General features: G+C 44.1%; 21 protein-coding genes, 1 tRNA gene and 1 riboswitch. Of the genes, 4 read left to right on the top strand and 18 right to left on the bottom strand.

From position 1 onward, the window contains the following. Positions 1 to 6 precede the first annotated feature (6 nt). Complete coding sequence (gene gcvT, locus G475_RS0104600) at positions 7 to 1,101, bottom strand: glycine cleavage system aminomethyltransferase GcvT (protein WP_026700278.1); 1,095 nt, start codon at positions 1,099 to 1,101, stop codon at positions 7 to 9. 383 nt (positions 1,102 to 1,484) lie between these two features. After that, positions 1,485 to 1,575: riboswitch (glycine riboswitch) on the bottom strand. A 136-nt stretch (positions 1,576 to 1,711) separates the two neighbouring features. Here gcvT and G475_RS0104605 point away from each other — a divergent pair. Together G475_RS0104605 and G475_RS0104610 are read left to right on the top strand one after the other, a co-directional pair. Continuing rightward, positions 1,712 to 3,340 carry a DEAD/DEAH box helicase gene (locus tag G475_RS0104605; RefSeq protein ID WP_026700279.1) on the top strand — a complete coding sequence of 543 codons (1,629 nt, stop codon included), beginning with the start codon at positions 1,712 to 1,714 and terminating at the stop codon, positions 3,338 to 3,340. A gap of 3 nt (positions 3,341 to 3,343) precedes the next feature. Further along, entirely contained in the window at positions 3,344 to 4,132 is a 789-nt protein-coding gene (locus tag G475_RS0104610) for a YqhG family protein (RefSeq protein WP_026700280.1), read from the top strand. Positions 4,133 to 4,273: 141 nt separating this feature from the next. Here G475_RS0104610 and G475_RS26655 read toward each other — a convergent pair whose 3' ends face one another. Further along, a complete protein-coding gene (locus tag G475_RS26655) occupies positions 4,274 to 4,444 on the bottom strand; it encodes a DUF2759 domain-containing protein (RefSeq protein WP_084413990.1) in 171 nt (56 codons plus the stop codon). A gap of 180 nt (positions 4,445 to 4,624) precedes the next feature. Between G475_RS26655 and G475_RS0104620 the strand changes: the two genes are divergently transcribed. Beyond that, on the top strand, positions 4,625 to 5,260 hold the full coding sequence (locus G475_RS0104620; RefSeq protein ID WP_026700281.1) for an MBL fold metallo-hydrolase: 636 nt from the start codon (positions 4,625 to 4,627) through the stop codon (positions 5,258 to 5,260). A gap of 86 nt (positions 5,261 to 5,346) precedes the next feature. Here the strand turns inward: G475_RS0104620 and G475_RS0104625 are convergent, their stop codons facing one another. The 10 genes from G475_RS0104625 to comGA all read right to left on the bottom strand — a co-directional run bounded on the left by G475_RS0104625 (position 5,347) and on the right by comGA (position 10,049). Next, positions 5,347 to 5,586, bottom strand: a complete 240-nt coding sequence (locus G475_RS0104625; RefSeq protein WP_026700282.1) for a DUF2626 domain-containing protein — start codon at positions 5,584 to 5,586, stop codon at positions 5,347 to 5,349. 114 nt (positions 5,587 to 5,700) lie between these two features. Then, entirely contained in the window at positions 5,701 to 5,898 is a 198-nt protein-coding gene (locus G475_RS0104630; protein WP_026700283.1) for a YqzE family protein, read from the bottom strand. Positions 5,899 to 5,960: 62 nt separating this feature from the next. After that, positions 5,961 to 6,311 (bottom strand): competence type IV pilus minor pilin ComGG, encoded by a 351-nt coding sequence (comGG, locus tag G475_RS0104635; protein ID WP_026700284.1) that lies wholly within the window; start codon positions 6,309 to 6,311, stop codon positions 5,961 to 5,963. After that, positions 6,290 to 6,718 carry a ComGF family competence protein gene (locus tag G475_RS0104640; RefSeq protein WP_026700285.1) on the bottom strand — a complete coding sequence of 143 codons (429 nt, stop codon included), beginning with the start codon at positions 6,716 to 6,718 and terminating at the stop codon, positions 6,290 to 6,292. Before G475_RS0104640 ends, comGG begins: the two co-directional genes overlap by 22 nt. Before the next feature lie 7 nt (positions 6,719 to 6,725). Next, the gene (locus G475_RS0104645; RefSeq protein ID WP_026700286.1) at positions 6,726 to 7,052 is read right to left on the bottom strand and encodes a hypothetical protein; all 327 of its coding nucleotides are present in this window, start codon (positions 7,050 to 7,052) and stop codon (positions 6,726 to 6,728) included. After that, positions 7,039 to 7,497, bottom strand: a complete 459-nt coding sequence (comGD, locus tag G475_RS0104650) for a competence type IV pilus minor pilin ComGD (RefSeq protein WP_324603206.1) — start codon at positions 7,495 to 7,497, stop codon at positions 7,039 to 7,041. The genes G475_RS0104645 and comGD overlap by 14 nt, the downstream gene beginning before the upstream one ends. Next, positions 7,484 to 7,801: a competence type IV pilus major pilin ComGC gene (gene comGC / locus G475_RS0104655; RefSeq protein WP_156911626.1), complete on the bottom strand. Its 318-nt coding sequence runs from the start codon at positions 7,799 to 7,801 to the stop codon at positions 7,484 to 7,486. The genes comGD and comGC overlap by 14 nt, the downstream gene beginning before the upstream one ends. Then, positions 7,798 to 7,956, bottom strand: coding sequence for a hypothetical protein (locus G475_RS27095; RefSeq protein ID WP_156911627.1), 159 nt, complete (start codon positions 7,954 to 7,956; stop codon positions 7,798 to 7,800). Before G475_RS27095 ends, comGC begins: the two co-directional genes overlap by 4 nt. A 22-nt stretch (positions 7,957 to 7,978) precedes the next feature. After that, positions 7,979 to 9,016 carry a competence type IV pilus assembly protein ComGB gene (gene comGB / locus G475_RS0104665; RefSeq protein WP_026700289.1) on the bottom strand — a complete coding sequence of 346 codons (1,038 nt, stop codon included), beginning with the start codon at positions 9,014 to 9,016 and terminating at the stop codon, positions 7,979 to 7,981. Beyond that, a complete protein-coding gene (gene comGA, locus G475_RS24240) occupies positions 8,991 to 10,049 on the bottom strand; it encodes a competence type IV pilus ATPase ComGA (protein WP_233275730.1) in 1,059 nt (352 codons plus the stop codon). The genes comGB and comGA overlap by 26 nt, the downstream gene beginning before the upstream one ends. Positions 10,050 to 10,197: 148 nt before the next feature. Here comGA and G475_RS0104675 point away from each other — a divergent pair. Then, positions 10,198 to 10,272: transfer RNA gene (locus tag G475_RS0104675), tRNA-Gln, on the top strand. 112 nt (positions 10,273 to 10,384) lie between these two features. Here the strand turns inward: G475_RS0104675 and G475_RS26660 are convergent. The 6 genes from G475_RS26660 to G475_RS0104705 all read right to left on the bottom strand — a co-directional run bounded on the left by G475_RS26660 (position 10,385) and on the right by G475_RS0104705 (position 15,449). After that, positions 10,385 to 11,443, bottom strand: coding sequence for an MTH1187 family thiamine-binding protein (locus G475_RS26660; protein WP_084413994.1), 1,059 nt, complete (start codon positions 11,441 to 11,443; stop codon positions 10,385 to 10,387). Between the two features lie 7 nt (positions 11,444 to 11,450). Next, positions 11,451 to 12,068: a hypothetical protein gene (locus tag G475_RS0104685; RefSeq protein ID WP_156911628.1), complete on the bottom strand. Its 618-nt coding sequence runs from the start codon at positions 12,066 to 12,068 to the stop codon at positions 11,451 to 11,453. 197 nt (positions 12,069 to 12,265) lie between these two features. Beyond that, the gene (aspA, locus tag G475_RS0104690) at positions 12,266 to 13,675 is read right to left on the bottom strand and encodes an aspartate ammonia-lyase (protein ID WP_026700292.1); all 1,410 of its coding nucleotides are present in this window, start codon (positions 13,673 to 13,675) and stop codon (positions 12,266 to 12,268) included. 49 nt (positions 13,676 to 13,724) lie between these two features. Further along, the gene (locus G475_RS0104695) at positions 13,725 to 14,705 is read right to left on the bottom strand and encodes an ROK family glucokinase (RefSeq protein ID WP_026700293.1); all 981 of its coding nucleotides are present in this window, start codon (positions 14,703 to 14,705) and stop codon (positions 13,725 to 13,727) included. A 23-nt stretch (positions 14,706 to 14,728) separates the two neighbouring features. Next, positions 14,729 to 14,938, bottom strand: coding sequence for a YqgQ family protein (locus tag G475_RS0104700; RefSeq protein ID WP_035710248.1), 210 nt, complete (start codon positions 14,936 to 14,938; stop codon positions 14,729 to 14,731). Positions 14,939 to 14,945: 7 nt separating this feature from the next. After that, positions 14,946 to 15,449 (bottom strand): hypothetical protein, encoded by a 504-nt coding sequence (locus G475_RS0104705; protein ID WP_026700295.1) that lies wholly within the window; start codon positions 15,447 to 15,449, stop codon positions 14,946 to 14,948. Positions 15,450 to 15,526 lie beyond the last annotated feature (77 nt).

A 15,526-nucleotide genomic window follows, 5' to 3' on the forward strand; every position in this document is an offset into this window, starting at 1 on the left:
CCTCCTTTAAGACTTTTTGTAAAATGGTAAAGATACAGGAGCTGCCTCTAATGTTTTACGACGTATTTGCACATAATACCTCCCTGTTTCTTTTCTGATCTCCACTAAAGCCATCCCTACATTGGCAGCAAGTGTCGGGGAGTGTGTTCCGGTGGTGATTTCCCCAATGGATTCCCCCTTTTCATTCAGCACTGTACAGCCTGATCTGGGAATACCTTTATCGATCATCTTTAATCCGATTAAACGCCGCGCCGGGCCGCCGGCCTTTTCTTCTTCCAGGGCTTCTTTTCCAATAAAAGGACTGTCTTTTTGAAGTTTCACTGCAAAGCCCAAACCGGCTTCCAAGGGGCTGATGGTCTCATCTATTTCCTGGCCGTAGAGCGGCAGTCTTGCTTCCATACGCAGGGTGTCCCTGGCCCCCAATCCGCACGGAATCACTCCCTCGGGTTCCCCTGCCTCGAGCACCGCCTTCCAAAGTTCTTCTGCTTTGGTAACCGGGCAGTAAATCTCAAATCCATCTTCCCCGGTATAACCGGTTCTTGATACAAGACAAGAAACATCATTCACACAACTGTGCGGCTGGAACCGGAAAGGGGCAATGGACGAAAGATCCTCCCTGCTTATACGCTGCAACACGGTTTCGGCTTTTGGTCCCTGCAGGGCAAGCAGGGCATACTCATCGGAAACATTTTTTACCGAGACCTCTCCCTTTGCATGGGACTGAAGCCAGTTAATATCTTTGGAGGTATTCGCCGCATTTAAAACGAGAAAATAGTCTTCGGCTGCCAGTTGATATACAAGCATATCATCCACCACACCTCCACGCTCATTGCATAACAAGGTATACATTGCTTTGCCGGGTTCCAATGTTGCCAAATCATTTGTAACCATTGTCTGAAGCCAAGAGAAAGCGTGACTACCAGTGACCCGCGCCTCTCCCATATGAGAAACGTCAAAGAGTCCTGCGGCCTTTCGGACCGTGTGATGCTCCTTCTTGATACCGGAGAAATACACCGGCATCTCCCAGCCTCCGAATTCAACTATTTTTGCCCCATATTCATGATGGATAGAATAAAGAGGCGTCCGTTTTGCATGACTCATAGCATCCCCGCCTTTTAGAAAGTAAGATAAGCGCAAGGCCCCCGCCTATCGGCGCCAAGCGCTAAAGACCCGACGGCAGTGCGGGTATCGTAAGAAAGATAGGCTAAAACCCTCTCGTCCTGCGGCTGCGCCGACCTGAGCTGCATTGTAGCGGGCCTTCGAGCCGACGACGCCTGAAGCTGGAATAGGCCAACATTATATACTTTCCTGCCTTATAAAAAGACAGAGAACCCCGTCTGCTGTCGGGATTCTCTGTCCTACAACCAGAAAGTTTCTCTCCCCTATCGATTATTTCCGAACATTTTCTTCAAGAAATCGATACCGATAGAAAGAAGATTGTCTTCGTGGGTGGCTCTCTATTCATCGAGCGCTCTCCAGAGCTGCGTCGGACAAAAGTCTTTTTGCCTGAGAGATTCACTTTCCCAAGTTTGCTCCTTCGGCGCCGCTTTATGCGGTCTCTCCCTTTGCCTTCATCCGCTTTTCCTATAGAATTGTTTCTCTACGCATAAAATTGGGTCTTTTCGAAGCATACTAGTTCTAAGAGTTGGTTTTATTTTATCACGATCCAAGATCACTAACAATCTCTTTTCTCAAAAGGAGAACGAACAATATGACTATAGACGTATTTTTTCATTCGGAATGGGACGATTTTAACAAAGAAAGTATAGAGACTCTTCCGGTGTCTTCGTGGGAACAATTCTGTCTGGCTTATGAGTCTCAGCAATGGACATCTATTCCTGACTTTGAGGGACTCTTATGCTATAAACATCTCTCTGACCTTCAGCTCTATCCCCACCAGGAGCAGACAGCAAAACGTGTGATGGAGGAAATGGACGGAAAGGCGATTCTGGCTGATGAAGTGGGACTCGGCAAGACCATTGAAGCCGGGCTTATTTTAAAAGAATATATGGTAAGAGGCTTGGTAAAAAAAGCATTAATTCTAGTGCCGGCTTCACTGACCGGCCAATGGGCCAAAGAAATGTATGAGAAATTTTTCATTCCGGCTGTCGCGCAGCGAAAAACGTACGTGTGGGAAGAAGCGGATATTGTAGTAGCCTCTATAGATACGGCAAAACGGCCGCCGCACCGTGATATGGTGCTCGAGCAGGAATATGACATGATTATATTTGATGAAGCCCATAAATTAAAAAACCCAAAAACAAAAAACTATGAATTTGCCCGCCTTTTACAGAAAAAATTCTGTCTGATGTTAACGGCTACCCCGGTTCAGAATAAACCGGGAGAGCTATTTCATTTAATTAATTTATTAAAACCGGGACTGTTAGGAAGTCAAAAAGAATTTAATCAGCTTTTTAAAGAAAAAGGGGAAAAAGCTGTTAAACATATTGTCCAGCAGGTAATGGTGCGGAACCGCAGAGAACAAACCGGCATTCAATGGACAAAACGGAATGTCCATTCTATGTATATCCCGTTTACTGAAAAGGAACAAACCTTTTATAACATGCTGGAGGAGTTGAAAGATAACCCAGAGAACAATTTTCACGGTTTTACCGCCACTACATTATTAAGAGAAGCGTGCAGCAGTAAAGAAGCAGCTTATATGACATTAAATCACATGCATGAACAAAAAGAGCTAACCGATACTGTCTTTGCCTCTCTGCTTCAGCATATTCAAACCATGGACGTAAACAGCAAAGCAGAAAAAGCAGTAGAGTTAATCAAAAACACCGAGGACAAAGTAGTTCTTTTCACCGAATACCGCGCCACTCAGCTTTATCTGCAGTGGTACCTCAAGCAGCACGGAATTTTATCAGTTCCTTTTCGCGGAGGATTTAAAAGCAGCAAAAAAGAATGGATGCAGCAGCTTTTCCGAGACCGCGCCAAGGTTATGATAGCGACAGAAGCCGGCGGGGAAGGGATCAATCTTCAATTCAGCAGCACGATTATTAATTATGACCTTCCCTGGAATCCCATGCGGCTCGAGCAGCGGATCGGCCGGCTTCACCGGCTGGGCCAGACAAGAGACGTTCAAATCTATAATTTTGCTGTGAAGCAAACGATTGAAGAACATATTCTGGCTCTCTTATATGACAAAATAAGATTATTTGAAAACGTCATTGGAACGCTTGACACTATTCTTGATTCCTCCTATGGATCTGTCCTGGAAGATTACATTACCGAAACACTCCATCACTCGGAGTCCAAAGAAGAGATTGAAGTAAAACTGAATCACCTTTCCGAATTAATGGAAGAACCTGTAAAGAAAGAAGGGACATAAACCATGGAAGATCAGACCCTGCAAAACTATCTATGCCGTTATTTTCAATCCAACGGAGCGGAAATTTTGAATCAGTCGGCTAATAAAATACAGGTTCAATTAACGGAGGCGCTTGACCAGGAATTGATTAACCGGCCTTTTTACTGGCAGTATATTAAGAAAACAGGTGCTTACGGGGAACCAATGACGCTGACTTTTTTGACCGATAGGGATAAAGAAGAAAATGAAAAAGGAGAACATTTGCATTTCGGCTCTCCCCGGCTCCATCAAATTTTTCAATCGGCCCGTCAAAAAGGAAAGTGGACGCTGCTGTATGAAAACAGCCGGAAGAACCAACACCCTTCTCCGCTTTTTCCGTGGCTTGTGGTGAATGTAAAATATTCGTTTGTCTCCCATCAACGCAAAGATTACATTGCTTCTTACGGACTCCAGCTGATTCACGGTCAATTTGTAGAACATATGATGGACCGCCTTCACTCTAAAAAGCTTCATGCCATGATTCCTGACCATTCATTTCCAATGGCTTCTCTGATTCAGGTGCAAAGCGGCCTGCTGCGCATTAAACGGAAGGTGGAACAGGCCCTGGCATCACATTCCGAGGAGTGGGCGCACAAAGCCGAAAGACGGATGCAGGAGGAACTGTCCATTCTTGAAGCCTATTTCCGCTCTTCCTCTTATTCAGAAGAAGAATACGAACGGGAAAAACAAGCCATTATCAGCAGATACCACCCTCACATCCAGGTGGACATCGTAAACAGCGGACTGTTTTACTTAAGCCAATCCGCCCTGTAAATTCTCTTCATTAAGAAAAACGGCTCTTGGGTGGTTTCCCAAGAGCCGCTCATTGGCAGATAATAAACGAAATCATTTCGAGCTATTAATAAAAAACGAGGTCCTTTATATAAAAGGCCTCGTTTTTTAATATCCTTGTGTTTAAACCTCGGGAGCTCCACTGATAAATATTGTCATAATGGAGAACCATCCAAACACCAAAAAAGATATTCCGGCAAATCCGACCGCAAAAAAATTTCTTCTCTTTATTTCCCGAATGGTCGCAATTCCGCATAGAATGGCGACGAAAAGCATTGTAATCCCAAGAGCCATAAAGAACTCCCCCCTTTTTCCGGCATGTCCTGAGGTCATGTAACCATGTATTTCTTAACATTTATGTCGTTATCATTATACAATTTTTCAAGAAGACATGCACCCCTTATTTTAGCCTTTCCCCCTGCATCTTATGTTAAAATAAACAGCATCACGTTTAAAGAGGAAGGAAGATATAAGATGAAATGGGAGAGTGTACCTTTAGGTCCGCTGCAGACGAACTGTTATGTCTTATATAACGATCAGGGCGAGGCTATTATTTTTGACCCAGGCGGGGATGCCGAAGTCCTTCAGGAAAAAATCGACAATCTCGGACTCCGCCCGGCCGCCATTTTATTAACCCATGCTCATTTTGACCACATTGGAGCAGTAGAGACGGTCCGCCGGAGTTATGACATTGATGTCTATCTCCACGAAAACGAACGGGACTGGCTGACCGATCCTGAAAAAAATGGGGCTTCTCTGTTTCTCGGAGATCACCGTATTTCAGCAGGCGAAGCCGATCATCATATCCGACAGGAAGGTTCACTAACCATCGGATCGTTTGCTTTTTATATTCTGGAAACGCCAGGGCATTCTCCCGGAAGTGTTTCCTTTTATCATGAAGAAAGCCGGACCGTGTTTTCAGGCGATGTACTGTTTTCCGGCGGGATCGGACGCACAGATCTCCCCGGCGGAAGCCAGGAACAATTAATAAAAGTCATCCATGACAAGATCCTGGAACTTCCCGAAGACACCTATGTGGCCTGCGGACATGGGCCATTTACAGTCATACAAAGGGAAATGGACAGCAATCCCTTTTTAAATGGTTTTTAATGGACGGCAGTTGAATAAAAAAACATCCCTTCCTATGGAGAGGGATGTTTTTTTATTATGTACACTTTTCTGTCAGAAGGCACATTCTAGTGGAAGCCAGGTTCCATAATAAACGTCGTATAATACGTGAAACTAACGAAGAAAACCGTTAAATAAGCTCCAAATATATAAATATACATACGCTCTGTCAGTTTCATGTATCCAAGTGCTAAAAAGGCAGCCGTCTGAGCAAAAAACAAAATGGCCATACTAAACATATCACCTACGAAAAATAAAACAGCAAAAACGGCTGTCCAAAAGCCCATCATGCGAAACATGCGGTCCATGTCATTTCCCCCCTTGTCACTTTCCCTGTTAACACGGTTATGTTCTGCTATACATATTATATATGAGGGATGGAACAATTGTAAATGTTTTAATAAAAAAGCGGAGCCGTAGTATCAGGATTTAATTCTTTTTCGTTTCTGCCAGGCAATTTTAAACGAGAAGGGAAGCATCCCAAACCATCTGAAGCCAGAATGCTTCAGATTAAACAACGACCGGAAATTCTTTCGTTTCCGCTTTTTCTTGTTCATCCGTTCGTCCAGGGCTTCGACCATTTCCTTCGTAATAAACTTTAAAAATGGGTTCGGTTTCACCGGCTTCCCTCCTCTTGGTCTAATGTTGTGCTATAGACTAGCTTATCCTTTTTTCGTTACAGCTATTCTGTCTCTTTTAATTCCAGATAAAAATAATGCGTTCTTTCCTGTCCTTCTTCATTCCTTGCAGTTAAATCAATTCGTGTTGTCCGGGGATCAAGAGGAGTTTCCGTTATCTGTACTTCGCCCCGCGGAAATTGATACCGACGATCAACACTTCCGCGTCCTTTCTCTCTATCTTCTTTCCATTGCTGCTCTGCGTTCCGCAGCAGCCATTCTAAACGGAGGACCTGTTCTTCTTTTGTCAGACTCTGCTTTTCATCTGAATACAGAGCAATTTGAAATAACAGAAGAGAGGCAAGTAAAAAACAAAAGATTAACATAGCAGGCATTACGGTTCCCTTTTCACCCAAAAGCTGTTCTCTCCTTCCAGAGCGGGTCGTCTGCCAACCACCCCGGACCATGTTACTCCATTTGTGTCCACGATGGACACGACAGCTCCATAAGGAACAGCCGCTGCAGAAAAACCTCTGATTTCCTGAAGTACGATTTCATGTCCAGTTCCATTTTTGCGGCGGACAATGTTGCTGCCGGACTGAAGATACTGCCGTTTATCCACCTGTTCTTGGAATGTCACACTGTTTTTTGTCACCTCCACATCATAGGCATAATCCATGTCTTCTTTCATCTGTTGAAAAAAAAGCTGGATTTCCTGACGGGACGTTTTTGTACCGGTGTCCAGAATAGGAATATAATTCGCAAGGACCACGGCGCAAACGAAAAGAATCGTAAGCGAGATCAATACTTCCAGCAACGTCATTCCAGAATTATTTCTCCAATACAAACAAACATTTTTCATAATGACGATGATTTGCTCCTTCCCAGCTCACACAAATATCAGTGCCGGCACCCCTGCTGTTTTTTTCCCAGGTATATATATCCTCCTTTCCGCCGGAAGGTGCAGTTGATAAGTGATCACGGGTTTGATAGGCTTCCTTTTCCAGAAGATATAAAGCCGTTTTTGTTTCATTTACTGCATGGTGTTCCTTGGTGCAGGTGGAATAAATCGGGAGAAACATAAGACAAATCAAGGAAAGCAAGCTCAAAGCCGCCACGGCTTCCACCAACGTCATTCCTTTTTCACCGTTTTTCAATGTATACTCTCCCTTTCCCAACTAATACGACAAGCTTATAGCTTCCGTTTGGTGTTTCAATAAACACGGTTCCGGCTTTTCTGGCATTGCCATTGCTTTTAAAACCAATACTGTCAAAATCTAATGTGCTTCTTCGGAAATAAATGCCAGGGGGGATGGTTCGTTTCTTAATGGGCTCTTCATAGATCGAACCTCTGCGGATGTGGTATTCTTCTTCTGTTTCCTGAAAGTAAATCCATTCTTCGTTAGCGTAGGCAAGCTGCTGGGCTGAACGTAAGTCTTCTTCCAGTAAATCAATAAAGTAATCAGTGGATTTTTTTTCGTGAAGGGACTGGAAATGGAGGATGGGAATCATTGTCATAACACTTAAAACCGCTAATACGATAAGCATTTCCATGAGGGTATGACCGTCTGTGCTGGAAATTGGCTGTTTACTGTTCTTCAGCTGGTGTCACCTTGCCATCTTCTCCCAGAGTTAAAGCAGTATTATCCGGACACGTTATCGTGTCCACATACCCTTCTTCCTCCAGGTCTGCAAGCGATTCCGGCTGGCTGTGATGTTCGACTTCATAAGCTCCTGCCTGCGCTTCCAGCAGTTGAATCGTAGCGTCGCAGCCTTTGGATTGGGCCACTTCATTGTTTTTTACCATATTCGGGAGGGCAATCAACAGCAGAACGGTGATGATGAGAAGAACTATCACCATTTCTACCATCGTAAATGCCTTTTCGTTATTTACATGGCTGGTCAAGCAAACCACTTCCTCTGATTTATTTTTGTGCCAAGCACATGAAGAATACTGAGAATATCATGTTCCTTCGTTTCTTCAAGTATTTTCAATCTTTCTTCCAATTCCTGAATTTTCAATAAAGTTTTTTCGTCAGTCAATGTATGACCATTTTCCAATACAACTCTTCCTTTCTTTTTCTTATTGAATAGAACTCATTAACTGAAACATTGGCAGGAACACCGATAAAAACATGATTAAAATAATCGATCCAATGACAAGAAACAAACTGGGCTGTAATGTCATTACTGTTTTTTTAATTCTGGTTTCCAGCATGTCAATTACTCGTTCACCATAGAATCGAAGGTCTTCATCCAGTTTGCCGGCCTCCTGCCCATGCTGAATAACATACTTCATATCCTTCCGGTACCAGCCTGAGTTTTCCACGGCTGCGGATAACGGTTTTCCTTCTTTCAGCTTTTGCTTTAACAACGTTCCTTCCAGCTGGAAAAATGGAAAGTGATGCTGCTTTTCGAATACCTGGCAGGCTTCATATATAGATATCCCCCCTTTCAGCATGCTGCTGAATTGCAGAGAAAAATAATACGTGAGAAATAATTGGAGATAAGACTGGAGAAAAGGAATCTTCCATAACAGAGCAAATTGTTTGTCCGGGGCAAACTGACGAAACCTTATTGCATAGTAAAGAACTCCAAGGAGGACAAAAGGAACCATACCAAACAATAAGTAGGGAACGTACTGAAAGATTACAATCATCATTCGAGTCAAAAGGGGGAACTCAATATCAAGGGATTGAAACAGTTCACGAAAGGAAGGAAACAAAAATTGAACCATGACTACCGCAATCATGACCACTGCCCATACCAATATCAGGGGATAGCGCAGCAGCTGCCGTATTGAGGTCCAGGTCTTCAGTCTTTTTCGAAACAACTCGCCTGCTCCTATTAATCCTTCAGCCAGCCCGCCGCCCTGCTCTGAAAAGAACACATAGGCAGTCACATCCGAGGGAAAATCATGATGAGCGAGCATGTCATGAACCGGAGTCCCGGCTAAAAGCTCTTCTATCATTTGCATTATCTTTTCTTTTACTTTATAAGGCTGCTCCCATGATAATAGCTGCAGGGCCTGATGAAGAGTATATCCTTGTTCGAGCAGTACACCGGCTTTTACAAGAAAAGCTGCTTTTTCTTCTCTACGCCATGTTTCCCGTTCGAACATAAGAGCTCTCCTTCCTCTCATTTTGAAAAAGTCCAAGGCTATTCCCTTTTTTCCATTGCTCGGTTTTAGTGAAAGTAAGCGCAGAAGAAGTCTGTCCAGTGAGAAAATCATCGAGCCCGCGGGATGTCAGAATATCGAAAAGTGCTGTACGAGAAGCCTGCTGATGTCTGCGGCAATATATATCGCAGGGCTGCTTCCTGCATAATGGACAATATCTGGGGAAGAGTTCCTGGGAGGTGATACATAACAAGGTTTCTTTTAAATCGGTGGTAGAAAATCCGAATTCGAGCAGCCGGTGGACAGCGCCAAATGGGGTACCGGCATGCATCGTTGTTAATACGAGATGACCGGTTAAAGCAGCGCGGACGGCAAGATAAGCAGTTCTTTCATCTCTAATTTCCCCAATCATAAGCACATCCGGATCATGACGAAGAGAAGATTTCAGCAGTTCTTCATAGGTCATCCCTGCTTTGTCATTCACTTCAGATTGGATAAATGCTTCATCGTGAATCTCGATGGGATCTTCAATACTGACGATCCGGGAAGAATAACGATGAATCAATTCATTCATAAAAGCGTAAAGGGTTGTTGTTTTCCCTGATCCGGTTGGCCCTGTCAGCATAATAATGCCGTTTTTCCCGTCTAAAAGCGATGAAAAACACGATACTACAGCGGGGGCGAAGGACAAAGACGATAAGGTGAAAAATTCATGCTGTGGCAGCAGTCTTACCGCCAAGCTTTCCCGCAGGGAGGAGGGCATGGTGGAAAAGCGGAGATGAACAGGAGGAGTCGTGTTATTTAATGAGATAGAGCCATTCTGCGGCCGCCTCTGTTCTCCAATATCCATCCCGGCTCGAAATTTAAAATGAGCGATAAGCCGTTCTGAATATCTTTGGTTCATGACAGCCATCCTTCGGAGTCTTCCGTGAATCCGGTACAATAAAAGGGTCTGATTCTTTGCAGGGTGAAGATGCAGATCTGTGGCCTGCAGGGCCAGTGCTCTTTCTATCAAACGCTGACTTTCGTATTCCATGTTTTCCAAGGCATCACCTTCCTGTTTACAAAAATATTGGTTCAATGTTTAAGATTCGTCATTATTTGCAAATATCCTTCTTTGTTTAAAAAATTTTTTTGTGTATGGTATAATCGCTTCTAAAATTACTTATACTAGTTGTTGTTAATGGGATGTAGCCAAGCGGTAAGGCATCGGATTTTGATTCCGTGATGCGCAGGTTCGAATCCTGCCATCCCAGCCAATAACGGTTCAAGGACAAAATATATATAATAAAAAGGGATGTTTATTAGTATGGAATAAACATCCCTTTTTATATGACTCCCGTTTTTCCGCTTCTGTTCCAGCCTTCTTTGTTAACTCATTTTATTTTCCACGGACTGTACTTTGTCTTTCATGCTGCCGCCTTCTGTATCCCGCCTGTCATCAATACGGATATTGGTAGAAACCCGTTTAGCTCCGCGCTGAAATGGAATGTCATGAAGCTCTTCTACTATCGGGAAAATATCTTTCAGGTTCCCTTCAATAATGGTTCCCATCGATGTTAACTGGTAATCCAGCTTATCCGTATGCTGGTTCAATACGTGTTGGATCTGAGCCACATCTTCACTAATACTGGTAGATTCTGTTCCGACCGGTACAACTGTAATATCCACAATAGCCATCTGTTTTGCCTCCTTTGTGATTTTCGGTTTTCTTTCCTCCAGAAGGTGCGGAAATTCTTGTTCTGCCAATGCTCTGTATGCTTCCAGTGCGGTCCGCAAATGCTTTCTCTCTGGAGCAGAACAGGCGATATGACGCTGCACAAAATAAGATAAACGAAGAAAAGGGGCTCTGATTTTTGACATCCGCTCCATTTGAAGTAAACGGTGTCCGGCCATAGACAGCGGTACTGCGGCATAAGACGCTGTTTCGAGACTGAAATCCCAGGAAAACCAAAGACGCATCAGTCCATAACCAGCCCCTGTAAGAAGAAAATACAAGACGACAGTATTGGTCGAGCAATACCGGTTGGTGATCGCTGATTGTCTGATGCGGTGCAGATTCTTCTTTCTTTTTACCCCTTTATAACTGAATACTTTGTGTTCCGCTCCGTGAAATTTCCGGAGCTCCGCCGGAAAAAAGAAATGGGTGCCCATCAAATAATACAGTAAAATGTACAAAGGCACCCCCGGCAGGCGGGTCCCGGATATAAGACCTAACAAGTCTGGAAGAAAGACCAAGCAGATCAATAGGCCGCTGGTTACCTTATACCACAATGGCATGGATTTAAAAACATGTTGTCCAATTTTTAACATGGCTGTCATGGAGACCGGTAAAACCCGGGAAACCGGACGCCTGTTATCCCAACAGGCCCAGCCGATATATTCTTTGCCTATAAACAGAACACCGTTTTGGTAGGATAAACCTTTCATGTTTCCTTCATTCCTCTTCTTCGGAATTTCGGTCTACAAAACTTTCCATCACCCAATAAAAGGATTCATCGTTTTCCTTTTTTCCGACAAAAGAGGGAGTGAAAAATCTGGATTCCTCTGTGTTCAGCCCATCATGATTTTCCCACGTATGCAAATAACTAATCACCGCACGGTCAACTTCTGCATCCGATTCGGCAGTCACATGAACTCGTCCGCTGTTTCCAATTGTTTCATTCTCTTCTATACGATTCGGAACAGAAAATACTACGCCGTTTTCCACGGGCTTTCCCTGGTTCTTAATATCATTTTGTGTGTTTTGATCAAGAGTCAACTGAAAACTGTCATAATCTTCTTCCATAAGAGGATCCCCATTTTCATCAAGAAACGTAACACCGATATAGTCCATTCCGGTCATCCCGTCATTTGGCATCATGTCCCATTCCCACGACGCTGATAAAGCATCTCCTGATTCCTTTACTGATAAGTTTGTCTGCCACCGTACTTCTTCCGAAAGATTTTCATTGGTTACCTCTTCTGCCTGGTTTATGTAGAAGCTTCCTCCAATGAATAGAAAAATCATTAATGTCATGGGTAAAATCACCACTAATTTATTTCCGCGAAACATATCTTTCTTCCTTTCCCGGGGACCCGGCTTCCCGCCTGCCATTATATAGGAAAAGGAGCTGTATCAAGCTACAGCTCCTTTTCTATGACAAAGAGAATTCATCATGGGCAGGAGCGGAAGACGGCAGCATTTTGCTGTTCGCCGGCTAAAGTATGCCCTCGTGGTTCACTAAGCGACTGGGGCTGTCCCCTTCCTGACTATAAAAACTTTGATCCGGCAATCCCTGGATTTGTCATTTCTTTGGAATCTAAAATTTCATCCAATTCTGCTTTGCTTAATATATCACGTTCCAGGCAGATTTCCCTGACACTCCGGCCTGTATCGATCGCTTCTTTGGCAATGCGAGAGGCCGTTTCATAACCAACATGAGGGTTGATTGCCGTAATGATCCCCACACTTTTTTCAACCAGATCTCTGCAATGTTCCACATTAGCGCTGATTCCGGAAACTCCATGTTCCCGAAAGACGCTCAATCCATTCTGCAGTACAGACAGCGACTGGAGAAGGTTAAATACTAATACGGGTTCCATTACATTTAATTCCAATTGGCCTGCTTCTGAAGCCAGACTTATCGTGTGATCATTCCCTATAACCTGAAACGAAATTTGGTTCATGACTTCACACATAACCGGATTCACTTTTCCCGGCATAATCGAGGAACCAGGTTGCCTCGAAGGCAGGTTTATTTCGTTCAACCCCGTGCGCGGGCCTGAACTCATCAGACGCAGGTCATTGCACATTTTCGACAAATTGATGGCGTGTACTTTCAAGGATGCGGAAAGCTCGGTATAAGCATCCGTGTTCTGGGTGGCATCGACCAGGTTTTCAGCACTGTAAAACGGAAAACCGGTAAGATCAGATAAATATTCGGAAACTTTTTCAATATATTCCGGTTTCGCATTCAAGCCAGTTCCTACTGCGGTAGCCCCCATATTGATTTCATATAAATGATCCACCGATTGTTTTATTCTGGTTAAGTCCCTTGACAACACGCGCCGGTACGCACTGAATTCTTGTCCAAGCCTGATAGGGACAGCATCCTGTAAGTGAGTACGGCCCATCTTAATAACTTCATCAAATTCTTCTTCCTTTTTCTTCAGCGTAGTTAAAAGCTCTTCCAGCGACTTGGTAAGCCCCTTTGCAAGATGAAGACAGGCAATATGTATAGCAGTCGGGAAGGAGTCATTGGTGGACTGCCCCATGTTCACGTGTGTATTAGGGCTGACCATCAGATAATGACCTTTTTTGCCGCCTAGAATTTCAATGGCACGATTGGCAATAACCTCATTTGCATTCATATTAAAGGAGGTGCCTGCCCCGCCTTGGATAGCATCGACAATAAATTGATCGTTAAATTTTTCTTCAATTACTTCATCCGAGGCCTGGATAACAGCGGAGGCAATATTGTGGTTAAGCATGCCCACATCCCGGTTTGCCATGGCTGCCCCTTTTTTTACATATCCGAAACCCCGGATCAATTCTGGATGCGGGGGGTACCCCGTAATCGGAAAGTTCTCTTTAGCCCGGATGGTTTGTATGCCGTAATAAGCATCCACCGGTACTTTTTTTTCCCCAAGAAAATCTTTCTCCGTGCGATAGTCCGTCATGCGATCTTCTCCTTCAGTCCCTTGGTTTCATGATTCATTACTATTTCCTTCATAGGCCGTCAGCGTTATTTGCGTGGGTTTTGGCAAGCCAGGCTGCGCCGGCAATTCCTGCATCATTACCGAGTTTTGCGATTGCAAAGGTAGAGTGGCGTTCCACTTTTGGAAGAGCATGCTTCGCATAATAATAGCGCAGCGGCTGAAGCAGCGCTTCTCCGGCTGCTGATACCCCTCCGCCGATAACAATTTTCTCTGGATTCAGGACATTGGCTGCGTTCGCTGCGGCCATTCCTAAATAGGACATGGCGGTGTCAATCACCTTTCGTGCCGTTTCATCCTCTTCGGCAGCACAGTCAAAAATATCCTTTGCCGTTAAATCGTCTGAACCTGTCCATTTCTTGTATAACATAGATTCGGTATGATTTTCTACTGCTTTTTCTGCCAGCCGGACCATCCCGGTAGCTGAGGCAACGGTTTCCAGACATCCCGTTTTTCCACAATTACAGGAAGCCCCTCCATTAGGGACCATCGTTACATGGCCTATTTCCCCGGCCATTCCAGAGGTTCCATGTAAAATATCACCTTTAACAATCACGCCGCCGCCGACTCCAGTCCCTAAAGTAAGCAACAGGACATCTTCAGCGTCAGTCGCTGCCCCGCGCCAGTATTCTCCGGCCGCAGCAAGGTTGGCATCGTTGTCCACCACTACCGGGATCCCCAGCTGTTCCGACAGGACCGAGGCTACGGGGTAATCCTTCCAGCCTATGTTTACTGCAAAATCAATCGTTCCCCGTTTCATATCAACAAATCCCGGAACACCAATACCTGCTCCTTTTACATCACGGAGCTCTATGTTTTTTTTATTCCATATGTCTTTCACCGAATGAGAGATATCTTCCAACACATGTTCTCCATTATTATCCGTATTGGTGGGTATGGACCACTTCTCCACCAATTTTCCCTGTTCCGTGAACACAGCAAGCTTAACAGAAGTTCCACCGACATCTATCCCCAAAACATACGTGTCTTTCATATGTACGTCCTCCCATGTCTTTCTTACTCCTTATTCTGCATCCGTTTCTCCTGTTTGATAATAAGGAGTGCCTTTTGATAATCATTCTGCTCCAGCAGTCCTGCTTCGTAGGCCTCCTTTATTTCCCCTTCCATTAATTCAAGATCCATGTCTCTATCTTTTGTATAAACCACAAGTCTAAACTGCATAAACCATTTTCTAATGTCTGCGATGGAACGAAACTCGTTATTCATAATTACATTATAGCAACATAAGGAAAGAAAAGAAAAGCAGGACAGCAAATGGGAGGAAAGGAACAAAGGTTTTTCCTTTCATTTTAAAATGAATGATGCTTTGGACGGTATTGCCGACAACAAAGGCAGTAATAAAAAGAAGCACAAGAACGGCGATTCCCAAAATGGACGAGAGCCAATGCCCTGTATGCCAGCCGGTATACCAAAACAACATGGAAACGGCAAGCCAGATATACTTTCCATGCACGTGAAAAAAACCATGATACGGAACAAAGGAGAGAAGTCCAAGAACAAAAAGAGCTAACGCCAAAACCAGCCGGAAGACATCAAACACCCAGAGCGCTTCTGTTACTCTCACCCATTGGCTGGAAAGAAGAAAGCCTAGATAAAAGGAACAGACGAACAATAAAATAAACAATATCGTGACTCTTTTTTGTTTTTGAAACGTATACATACAGGCGGCTCCCGTTACCATTCCAACTATGATTACTTCCAGCAGGGACACAAACATAACGGCCTCCTCTTATATTGCAGATTAGTACAGCCTATGTTTGTCCTGAATAATCCATACATCCTGCCTGACTGGTA

The organism is Salibacterium aidingense DSM 18341 (assembly GCF_000429685.1).
In the GTDB taxonomy this organism is placed as follows: Bacteria; Bacillota; Bacilli; order Bacillales; family Marinococcaceae; genus Salibacterium; species Salibacterium aidingense.